The 10,991-nt window shown below is 53.3% G+C and carries 10 protein-coding genes; 8 read left to right on the top strand and 2 right to left on the bottom strand.

Features of this window, described 5'->3' with window-relative positions:
- Positions 1-72 precede the first annotated feature (72 nt).
- From lolA to dmsD, 7 genes are all read left to right on the top strand, one after another.
- Positions 73-684 (top strand): outer membrane lipoprotein periplasmic chaperone LolA, encoded by a 612-nt coding sequence (lolA, locus tag AC2FCQ_RS18400; protein ID WP_209632549.1) that lies wholly within the window; start codon positions 73-75, stop codon positions 682-684.
- Positions 685-691: 7 nt separating this feature from the next.
- A complete protein-coding gene (locus tag AC2FCQ_RS18405; protein ID WP_209632550.1) occupies positions 692-2,035 on the top strand; it encodes a replication-associated recombination protein A in 1,344 nt (447 codons plus the stop codon).
- A gap of 109 nt (positions 2,036-2,144) precedes the next feature.
- Positions 2,145-3,437: a serine--tRNA ligase gene (gene serS / locus AC2FCQ_RS18410; protein WP_209632551.1), complete on the top strand. Its 1,293-nt coding sequence runs from the start codon at positions 2,145-2,147 to the stop codon at positions 3,435-3,437.
- 269 nt (positions 3,438-3,706) lie between these two features.
- Positions 3,707-6,160, top strand: a complete 2,454-nt coding sequence (ynfE, locus tag AC2FCQ_RS18415) for a selenate/tellurate reductase subunit YnfE (RefSeq protein WP_490308741.1) — start codon at positions 3,707-3,709, stop codon at positions 6,158-6,160.
- A gap of 10 nt (positions 6,161-6,170) precedes the next feature.
- Positions 6,171-6,788, top strand: coding sequence for a DMSO/selenate family reductase complex B subunit (locus tag AC2FCQ_RS18420; protein WP_404759947.1), 618 nt, complete (start codon positions 6,171-6,173; stop codon positions 6,786-6,788).
- A gap of 1 nt (position 6,789) precedes the next feature.
- Positions 6,790-7,650: a DmsC/YnfH family molybdoenzyme membrane anchor subunit gene (locus tag AC2FCQ_RS18425; RefSeq protein ID WP_490308740.1), complete on the top strand. Its 861-nt coding sequence runs from the start codon at positions 6,790-6,792 to the stop codon at positions 7,648-7,650.
- Between the two features lie 49 nt (positions 7,651-7,699).
- The gene (dmsD, locus tag AC2FCQ_RS18430; protein ID WP_209632556.1) at positions 7,700-8,317 is read left to right on the top strand and encodes a Tat proofreading chaperone DmsD; all 618 of its coding nucleotides are present in this window, start codon (positions 7,700-7,702) and stop codon (positions 8,315-8,317) included.
- A 72-nt stretch (positions 8,318-8,389) separates the two neighbouring features.
- On the opposite strand, the gene AC2FCQ_RS18435 is transcribed toward dmsD, so the two are convergent.
- Complete coding sequence (locus AC2FCQ_RS18435; protein WP_265555350.1) at positions 8,390-8,758, bottom strand: DUF1801 domain-containing protein; 369 nt, start codon at positions 8,756-8,758, stop codon at positions 8,390-8,392.
- Positions 8,759-8,937: 179 nt separating this feature from the next.
- Here AC2FCQ_RS18435 and AC2FCQ_RS18440 point away from each other — a divergent pair, with 179 nt between their 5' ends.
- Positions 8,938-10,089, top strand: a complete 1,152-nt coding sequence (locus tag AC2FCQ_RS18440; protein ID WP_209632557.1) for an MFS transporter — start codon at positions 8,938-8,940, stop codon at positions 10,087-10,089.
- 48 nt (positions 10,090-10,137) lie between these two features.
- Here AC2FCQ_RS18440 and pflA read toward each other — a convergent pair whose 3' ends face one another.
- Entirely contained in the window at positions 10,138-10,878 is a 741-nt protein-coding gene (pflA, locus tag AC2FCQ_RS18445) for a pyruvate formate lyase 1-activating protein (protein WP_209632558.1), read from the bottom strand.
- Between the last annotated feature and the right edge of the window lie 113 nt (positions 10,879-10,991).

Below are 10,991 nucleotides of genomic sequence, written 5' to 3' on the forward strand. Positions count from 1 at the left end.
AGGGGTTAAGGGTTAATTTGACCCGCACGGCAACGCCTTGCGGTTAACGCATTTCATAAGGTATCTGGAATAATGAAAAAACTGTTAGTTGCCTGTTGTCTGCTTTCGGGATTCGCTTCCACCTCTGTGTTGGCCGACGCCGCGCAGGATCTGCAAAGTCGCCTGGCGAAAGTGAACAGTTTCCACGCTAGCTTCTCCCAAACTGTGACCAGCAGCGATGGCGCTGCCGTACAGCAGGGAGAAGGTGAACTTTGGGTGAAGCGCCCAAATCTGTTTAATTGGCACATGACCTCGCCAGACGAGAGCGTGTTGGTATCAGACGGGCAAACCCTGTGGTTCTACAACCCCTTTGTTGAACAAGTGACGGCAACCTGGTTGAAAAACGCCACGGGTAATACGCCGTTTATGCTGATCACCCGCAACAACGCCAATGACTGGAAACAGTACAACGTTAAGCAGAAAGGTGATGATTTTGAACTTACGCCAAAAACCAGCAATGGCAACCTGAAACAGTTCGCTATTACCGTCACGAACAGCGGTACTATTCGCAGTTTTGCTGCGGTTGAGCAGGACGGCCAGCGTAGTTCTTATGCACTGAAAAGCCAGCAGAATGTTGCTGCTGATGCCAGCAAATTTAAATTTACCCCGCCGAAGGGGGTGACGCTGGACGACCAGCGCCAGTGAGGTCAGCGTGAGTAATATGTCGCTCGATTTTTCCCAGAACGAGTTCCAGCCGTTGGCCGCCCGCATGCGGCCGACCACGCTGGCACAGTATATCGGCCAACAGCACCTGTTGGCTGCCGGCAAGCCTTTGCCACGCGCTATCGAGGCAGGGCAACTGCATTCGATGATTCTGTGGGGGCCGCCGGGCACCGGGAAAACGACGCTGGCGGAATTGATTGGTCGTTACGGCCAAGCGGACGTCGAGCGGATTTCGGCCGTGACGTCCGGCATTAAAGAGATCCGTGAGGCGATCGAGCGTGCGCGCCAGAACCGTGACGCCGGTCGTCGCACTATCTTGTTTGTAGATGAAGTGCATCGTTTCAATAAAAGCCAGCAGGATGCCTTCCTGCCGCATATTGAAGACGGCACCATAACCTTTATCGGCGCAACCACCGAAAACCCGTCCTTTGAGCTGAACTCGGCGCTGTTGTCACGTGCTCGTGTGTATCTGTTGAAAGCACTAACTGCCGACGATATCAGCCAGGTGCTGGATCAGGCGATGCAAGACAACGGCCGGGGTTTTGGCGGCCAGAATATCGAACTGCCTGAAGAGACCCGCCGTATGCTGTCCGAGCTGGTGGGGGGGGACGCACGCCGGGCGTTGAACAGCCTGGAAATGATGGCTGATATGGCGGAAATTAACGCCAAAGGTATACGCGTGCTGACGCCGGAATTACTGAAAGAAGTCTCCGGCGAACGCAGTGCGCGTTTCGATAATAAAGGTGACCGTTATTACGATTTGATCTCGGCGCTGCATAAATCGGTACGCGGCTCGGCACCAGATGCTGCGCTGTATTGGTATGCGCGTATTATTACAGCCGGGGGCGATCCGCTGTATGTGGCGCGCCGGCTGCTGGCGATTGCCTCAGAAGATGTCGGCAATGCCGATCCGCGGGGTATGCAGGTGGCGATCGCCGCCTGGGACTGTTTCACCCGCGTCGGGCCGGCAGAAGGCGAGCGCGCTATTGCTCAGGCTATCGTCTATCTGGCTTGTGCACCAAAAAGCAATGCAGTTTATACCGCTTTTAAAGCGGCCATGCGTGACGCCAAAGAGATGGCCGACTACGACGTGCCGGAACATCTGCGCAATGCACCAACCAAATTGATGAAAGAAATGGGGTTGGGCGCGGAGTACCGCTACGCTCACGATGAGCCCAATGCTTATGCGGCGGGTGAAGACTATTTCCCACCCGAAATGGCCAAGACGCGTTACTATCATCCAACCTCACGGGGCCTGGAAGGTAAAATCGGCGAAAAGCTGGCATGGCTGGCTGAGCAGGATCAAAATAGCCAGACAAAACGCTACCGCTAGCGTTGCCGTTGCGGTAAGGTTAGCGGGTATCACTCTCCTTTATACGGCTTCAAATTCAGCCGAATAAAACAACAAATTTTCTTTCAATAACAATAAGCACAGGATTAGCATGCTCGATCCCAATCTGCTGCGTAATGAGCTAGACGCAGTCGCCGTCAAACTGGCTCGCCGAGGCTTTAAACTCGATCTGGATCTGCTGCGTTCTCAAGAAGAGCGCCGCAAAGTTCTGCAGGTAGAAACTGAAACACTGCAGGCCGAACGTAACTCCCGATCGAAATCCATCGGCGCGGCTAAAGCGCGCGGGGAAGACATTGAGCCGCTGCGTCGCGAAGTGAACGAACTGGGTGACAAGCTGGATTCTGCCAAGGCCGCACTGGATCAGCTGCAGGCTGAAATCCGTGACTATGCGTTGGCGATCCCGAACTTGCCGGACGATGCTGTGCCAGTGGGTAAAGACGACAGCGATAACCAGGAAGTCAGCCGCTGGGGCGAACCGCGTCAGTACGATTTCCCGGTGCGCGATCATGTCGATCTTGGCGAAATGGCCGGTGGCCTGGACTTTGCCGCCGCAGTTAAATTGACGGGTTCCCGTTTTGTGGTGATGAAAGGGCAAATCGCCCGCATGCACCGTGCGTTATCCCAATTCATGCTGGATCTGCACACTGAACAGCACGGCTACCTGGAAACTTATGTACCTTACTTGGTGAACCACGCAACCTTGTACGGTACCGGCCAGTTGCCGAAGTTTGGTGAAGACCTGTTCCACACCAAACCCCTGGAAGAAGAATCGGACAGCAGCAACTATGCGTTGATCCCAACAGCAGAAGTGCCGTTGACCAACCTGGTACGTGACGAGATCCTGGAAGAGGAATCTCTGCCGCTGAAGATGACCGCGCATACGCCATGTTTCCGTGCTGAAGCCGGTTCTTATGGCCGTGACACGCGTGGTTTGATCCGTATGCACCAGTTCGATAAGGTCGAGATGGTGCAGATCGTACGTCCAGAAGATTCAATGGCTACGCTGGAAGAACTGACCGGCCATGCAGAGAAAGTGCTGCAGTTGTTGAACCTGCCTTACCGTAAAATGTTGCTGTGTACCGGTGACATGGGCGCAGGTTCATGCAAAACCTACGATCTGGAAGTATGGCTGCCGGCGCAAAATACGTACCGTGAGATCTCCTCCTGCTCCAACATGTGGGATTATCAGGCGCGCCGTATGCAAGCGCGCTGCCGCAGCAAAACCGAGAAAAAGCCGCGTCTGGTGCACACGCTGAACGGTTCTGGTTTGGCTGTGGGTCGCACGCTGGTGGCGGTGCTGGAGAACTACCAGCAAGCTGATGGCCGCATTCAGGTGCCAGAAGTATTACGCCCATACATGGGTGGCCTGGAATATATCGGTTAATTAATTAGCCGCTGCATAAAAAGCGCCTACGGGCGCTTTTTTTATAAGAAAATTATTATCCCTTTGTTCGAAAGTCCTTTTTCTTTCATCTACTTCCCCCGCTTTATTGATAGCAGACAAAGTTCACTAACCACTTCTGAGTAATATCCACTCCTGGAGAAGGGTTTTTATACAAGCCTATTAACAGACATCGGATCTGTCTCCCTGCCCGTTGCCTTGAGTCAAAGGCATGACGTTTATCAATACCTGGGTAAAACGTGGAGTGAGTTATGTTGGAAAACAAAGTAAACGACTCAATGTCCGAAGGTGTCAGCCGTCGTACCTTGGTGAAGTCTGGCGGTATCCTTGGCTTGGCAATGGCAGTCGGGGGCATAGTATTACCTTTTAGCCGCCGTGCAGTCGCCGACTCAATCAGTGAAAGCGTGCAAGAAGCCGCGCGCGACAAAGTGGTATGGGGGGCTTGTTCCGTTAACTGTGGCAGCCGCTGTGCCTTACGTTTGCATGTCCGCGATGATGAGGTGTACTGGGTCGAGACGGATAATACCGGCCTGGATGACTATGGAGACCATCAGGTTCGAGCCTGCTTGCGCGGACGATCTATTCGCCGTCGCATGAACCACCCGGATCGTTTGAATTATCCGATGAAACGCGTCGGAAAGCGTGGTGAAGGCAAGTTCAAACGCATCAGCTGGGACGAGGCGTATGATGCCATCGCTAACAACCTGAAGCGGATCGTCGAGCAATACGGTAACGAAGCGGTATACATCAATTACACCTCAGGCATTGTCGGCGGCAATATTACCCGTTCGTCACCCAATGCTTCGCTGGTTGCCCGCCTGATGAATTGTTATGGCGGTTACCTTGAGCAGTATGGGACTTACAGCACTGCGCAAATCGCCTGTGCGATGCCTTATACCTACGGCAGTAATGAAGGTAACAGCACTTCTGATATCGAAAACAGCAAGCTGGTGGTGATGTTCGGTAATAATCCGGCTGAAACGCGGATGAGCGGCGGCGGCATTACCTATTATCTGGAGCAGGCGCGTGAACGTTCTAATGCGCGAATGATCGTTATCGATCCACGTTATACCGATACGGCCGCCGGGCGTGAGGATGAGTGGATCCCCATCCGGCCAGGTACGGATGCGGCATTGGTGGCTGGGCTGGCGCATGTCTTGATCGGCGAAGACTTGGTCGATCAACCCTTTCTTGATCGGTATTGCATTGGTTACGATGAGAAAACCTTACCCGCTGGCGCGCCAGTGAATGGGCACTATAAAGCCTATATTCTTGGTCAAGGCGAGGATGGCGTTGAAAAAACGCCGCAGTGGGCGGCAAAAATCACCGGTATTCCGGCAGATCGCATTATCAAACTGGCGCGGGAAATAGGCACCGCGAAACCGGCCTATATCTGTCAGGGATGGGGGCCGCAACGTCAGGCCAACGGTGAACTGAGTGCGCGGGCTATCGCGATGCTGCCAATATTGACCGGCAATGTCGGTATTAATGGCGGTAACAGTGGTGCACGTGAGTCGACCTATACCATCACCATTGAACGTATGCCGGTGTTGGCAAACCCGGTCAAAGCAAAAATTTCCTGCTTTAGCTGGACCGATGCCATAGTGCGTGGCCCTGAGATGACAGCCAAACGCGATGGGGTGCGTGGCCAGGACAAGTTGAACGTGCCGATCAAGTTCATCTGGAACTATGCCGGTAATACCATCACCAACCAGCATTCTGACATTAATAAAACCCACGATATTTTGCAGGACGACACCCAATGCGAAATGATTGTGGTGCTGGAAAACTTTATGACCTCGTCGGCCAAATATGCCGACATTCTGCTGCCCGATCTGATGACCGTCGAACAGGAAGACATTATTCCCAACGACTATGCCGGTAACATGGGGTATCTGATCTTTATTCAGCCTGCAACCACCGCCAAATTTGAACGAAAGGGTATTTATGAGGTGCTGAGTGAGGTGGCACGCCGCTTGGGGCCAGAGGTACATCAGGGGTTCACTGAAGGGCGAACTCAGGCGCAATGGCTCCAACATTTGTACGCTAAAATGCAGGACCGGGATCCGCTGCTGCCGGGCTATGAAGCGTTGCGTGGTATGGGGATCTATAAGCGCAAAGATCCTAACGGCCATTTCGTGGCGTATAAAGAGTTCCGCCAGGACCCCGAAGCTAACCCATTAAAAACGCCGTCCGGCAAAATTGAAATCTACTCCGCCAGGCTAGCTGATATCGCCAGTAGCTGGCAGTTGGAAGAAGACGAAACCATCAGCCCATTGCCAATTTACGCTTCTACCTTTGAAGGTTGGGATGACCCTTTGCGTAAAACCTACCCCTTGCAAATGTTTGGCTTCCATTACAAGGCCCGCACCCACTCTTCCTACGGCAATATCGATGTTTTGCAGGCGGCCTGTCGTCAGGAGGTGTGGATCAATCCCCTAGATGCCCGATCGCGCGGGATAGTCGGCGGCGATAAGGTCCGGGTGTTCAACGGGCGTGGCGAAGTGCGTGTTGAAGCCAAAGTCACGCCACGGATCATGCCTGGTTTGGTGGCTATGGGGCAGGGAGCTTGGCATCAGGCCGATATGCTGGGCGATCGTATCGATCATGGCGCCTGCATGAACACGTTGACCACCCACCGGCCTTCACCTTTGGCCAAGGGTAATCCGCAGCATACCAATCTGATTGACATCGAAAAAGTGTAAGGGGTAGCCAATGACTCAGCAATATGGATTCTTTATCGATTCAAGTCGTTGTACTGGCTGCAAAACCTGCGAACTGGCCTGCAAGGACTTTAAAAATCTGACGCCGGACGTCAGTTTCCGCCGCATCTATGAGTACGCCGGAGGGGAATGGCAGCAGGAGGGTGATGGCTGGCACCAGAACGTGTTTGCCTATTATCTGTCGATTGCCTGCAACCATTGTGAAGATCCCGCCTGTACAAAAGTGTGCCCTACGGGGGCAATGCACAAGCGGGAAGACGGTTTTGTGGTAGTGAATGAAGAGGTATGCATTGGTTGTCGTTATTGCCATATGGCCTGTCCGTACGGTGCGCCGCAGTACAATGCCACCAAGGGCCATATGACCAAGTGCGATGGCTGTTATGAGCGGGTGGCCGAAGGCCATAAACCTGTCTGCGTAGAGTCTTGTCCGTTGCGGGCCCTGGATTTTGGCCCGATTGAACAACTCAGGCAACAGCATGGCACCCTGGCCCAGGTGGCACCACTGCCGGCGGCGCATTTTACCCGCCCCTGCCTGGTGTTAAAACCTAATGCCAACAGTCGCCCAAGCGGTGACACCACGGGCTATTTGGCCAATCCAAAGGAGGTTTGATATGGGTATGGGATGGCATGAATGGCCGCTGATGTTGTTTACCGTATTGGGGCAATGTGTGGTGGGGGCGATTATCGTTATGGGGCTTACCGTGATTGGCGGCAATCTGAATGAACAGCAGAGCAGGACGGTTCATCGTTCCCTGTTTTTCTTGTGGTTGCTGATGGGTATCGCTTTTGCCGCTTCCACACTGCATCTTGGTTCGCCGTTACGGGCATTTAACGCATTGAACCGCGTCGGTGCATCGGCGTTGAGTAACGAAATAGCCGCTGGCGCAGTGTTCTTCGCTGTTGGTGGTTGCTATTGGCTGTTGGCGATATTAGGTAAAATGCCGCCAGCATTGGGCAAACTGTGGTTGTGGGTGACCATGGCGCTGGGGGTTGTCTTTGTTTACGCTATGACAAAGGTGTATCAAATCGATACTGTGCCAACCTGGCATAACGGTTACACTACGCTGAACTTTTTCCTGACGTTGCTGATCGGGGGGCCGCTGCTGGGGGGCTTGTTACTGCGTGCGGCTGGGTTAGCGGTATCGGCCCGCTATTCATTGGCTATCCTTAGCGTGGTTGCGCTGCTGGTCAGCCTGAGTGCGGCGATGATGCAAGGCTATGAGCTGGCCAGCATCAATAGCTCGGTGCAACAAGCATCAGCGCTGATCCCCCAATACGGTCAATTAATGGTTGGGCGTTTGGTCTTGGTGGTGCTGGGTTTAGGCTGCTGGATTTGCCCACTGTTACGCCGTGGCAACGCGAGCGTGATGGGAATGGCTATAGGTTTGATTTTGGTTATCGCCGGTGAGCTTCTCGGGCGGGGCGTGTTCTACGGCCTGCATATGACCGTTGGCATGGCGGTAGCCGGTTAATAGTGTAGTGAGGCGCAGTTCGCTGCGCCCTTAAAAGGATCCTTGATTTATGACGCTAGAAAATATCGCTTTAACGGGTCGGGTGCTGGGTGTGTTGTTGTATGCGCCGCCAGAAAGTGAAGACGGCCAACAGTTGTTGGCAACCCTGTCTGAATCTGAGTGGGTCAAAGAATGGCCGTATGGCGACGCTGAGCAGTTACAGAGCGCGGCTGCTCTGATAGCTACCGGGATTGAAGATCAGCAGGACGAGTCTTTGGCAGAGGCTTACCAACGCCTGTTTGTTGGCCCAGACACCTTACCCGCACCTTTATGGGGCTCGGTCTATCTGGACAAAGAAAACGTACTGTTTGGGAATTCAACTTTGCGTCTGCGCCGCTGGTTGCGGTCGAATGGTATTGAAGCACAGCATGATCGTAATGAACCCGAAGATCATATTGGCACCTTGTTGATGATGGTGGCCTGGTTGGCTGAAGAACGGCAGGGTGGTTTGGTCGAGCAGTTGCTGACAAAGCATGTGCTGCCTTGGGCGCCACGCTACCTGGAATTGCTGCAAGCCAATGCAGGACATCCATTCTACTTAGGGTTGGCGCAGTTGGCGCAAATTACCCTGAGTGGCTGGGGTAAAGAATGTTCAGCCGAAGTGGAGCCATTAGAGCTGCATTTCTGATAGAAAATGAACAGCCGGCAGGTGCGCGATGTCGGCTGTTCATCGCAGGATATAGGGTGAGTTCCTGTCAGTTTAGTGTGATAGAGCTAGCTCATAGGCCTGCCTGACATACTCTGCCAGCGGTTTCTCATCGATATCGGCAACCGAGTAAAGCTTGATATGACGGCGATACTTGCCATTGCCTTCGAGCATGCGGTGGGGATCCTCGAGCAGATAGCCATTGCCGAACTCTACCGAGACATGGCTACTATAGGTAAATACGCCGCAGAAAAACGTCGTATTAGAAAACATAATGCCACCGTATTTGACGGATTCGCAGACGTTGTCGCCCATAGCCGTGACAACCTGGCGAACGCGTTCAACAATGGCCAAAAGCTCGCCGTGAGTGCTGCCAATATCACTCAGCAATGCGGTGACGGCCGCTTCTGTTTTACCTTCCATCATAAACCTTCCTTGCAGCGAATTTTATCCGTAACCAGCATAGCGTTTTTTGCACTGTGTTGCGCCTGTCTGTCCGACAAACACAAATTGTGCGGTGGATACATAAGTGCCGATTGACTTTTTTATCGCCAGTGTCATGATGCGCGCACTCTCATTGCGCGTTCGGTTTCAATCTCACTATGTCCGCATATTCTCGCCCAGTGCTCCTGCTGCTCTGTGGTCTGTTGTTGCTTACGGTTTCTATTGCCGTTTTGAATACGTTAGTTCCTCTTTGGTTAACTCATGCTCAATTGTCAACCTGGCAGGTGGGGATGGTGAGTTCCTCTTATTTTACCGGCAACCTGGTTGGCACATTGATTGCGGGTAAACTGATCCAGCGCATTGGTTTTACTCGCAGTTATCATCTTGCCTGTGTGGTGTTCGCTGTGGCGACTGCCGGTATGGCATTATCTCTCGATTTCTGGAGCTGGATGGGCTGGCGTTTCTTCGCGGGTGTCGGCTGCGCCTGGATTTGGGTGATTGTGGAAAGTGCACTGCTGCGCAGCGGTAATCTGTCCAACCGTGGCCAACTGCTGGCGGCCTATATGATGGTTTATTACCTGGGTACGGTGGTAGGCCAATTGCTCTTGAGTATGGTGTCGACGGAATTGCTGAACGTGGTACCGTGGGTGGTTGCGATTGTGATCAGCGCCATGTTGCCGATGTTGTTTGCCCGAGTGAACAGCCAACATGACGAACCGCAGCAGGCAGCGGTATGGCCGATGTTGAAACGCCGTAGTGCGCGGCTGGGCATCAATGGCTGCATTATTTCCGGTATTGTACTTGGTTCGCTGTACGGTTTGATGCCGTTGTATTTATCTCATCAGGGCATGAGCGACGCGAATGTCGGCTATTGGATGGCATTGCTGGTCAGTTCCGGCATCGTCGGTCAATGGCCGGTCGGTCGATTGGCCGATCGCTATGGCCGTCTGCTGGTCCTGCGTATCCAGGTGTTTGTTGTGATCCTCGCAAGTATGGCAATGTTGGGTAACTATGCCATGGCACCGGCATTGTTCATCCTCGGCTGTGCTGGGTTCACTCTGTATCCGGTGGCCATGTCCTGGGCATGTGAGAAAGCGATGCCGCATGAGTTGGTCGCGATGAATCAGGCCTTGTTGATGAGCTACACCATCGGCAGCCTGTTGGGGCCGTCCATGACGGCACTGCTAATGCAGAACTATTCTGATCGGGTGTTGTTCGTGATGATTGCCGCCGTGGCGTTGGTGTATCTGGTGATGCTGTTGAGAAAGCAAAAGCCGGATCGTCATCACACGCCGTTCGCCGCTGCCTGAGGACAAAAAAACCGGCGAGTACGCCGGTTTTTTTCGAGTGAAAGCGGATCAGTAAATGACTTTATGGCCGTAGCTTTCAAGAATGCCTTTCACGCGCTCCATGGTTTCCGCTTTTGGCGGATGGACGCCATCCAGCTTGTACTCTTCACCCATTGCAACCCACTTGTGCTTGCCCAGTTCGTGGTAAGGCAGAAGCTCAATTTTCTCAATATTCGTCATGTCTTTGGTGAATTCACCCAGCAGATGTGAAGACTTATCATCATCTGACCAGCCCGGCACGACCACATAGCGGATCCAGGTGCGTTGATTACGCTTCGCCAGATAGCGGGCGAATTCCAGCGTGCGGTGGTTGGAAACGCCTACCAGATTTTGGTGAATGTCGTCGTTCATTTGTTTGAGATCCAACATCACCAGATCGGTAGCATCCAGCAGTTCGTCAATCACCGGATCATAACGACGTACAAAACCGTTGGTGTCCAGACAGGTATTGATCCCTTCTTTATGGCAGGCACGGAACCAGTCGCGGACGAACTCGGCTTGTAGAATGGCCTCACCGCCGGAAGCCGTGACGCCGCCGCCGGAGGCGTTCATAAAGTGGCGGTAAGAGACGGCATCTTTCATCAGCTCTTCCACTGTCACTTCTTTTCCGCCGTGGGTATCCCAGGTGTCGCGGTTATGGCAATACAGGCAGCGCATCAGGCAGCCCTGGAAGAAAACGATAAAGCGGATCCCTGGACCGTCTACGGTGCCACAGGATTCGAAGGAGTGGATGCGACCTGTCACTGACATTGCGGGGTTTTCTCCAATATTGACTGTCAAACGCAGTCTAAAAATAGGCTCATAACCGCCAGCCAGGGATCAGCGATGCAGCAAGCGGGCAGGGCCCGACGACTGGGGTGGAA

Source organism: Serratia sp. CoH_134_PS_4, assembly GCF_058190535.1.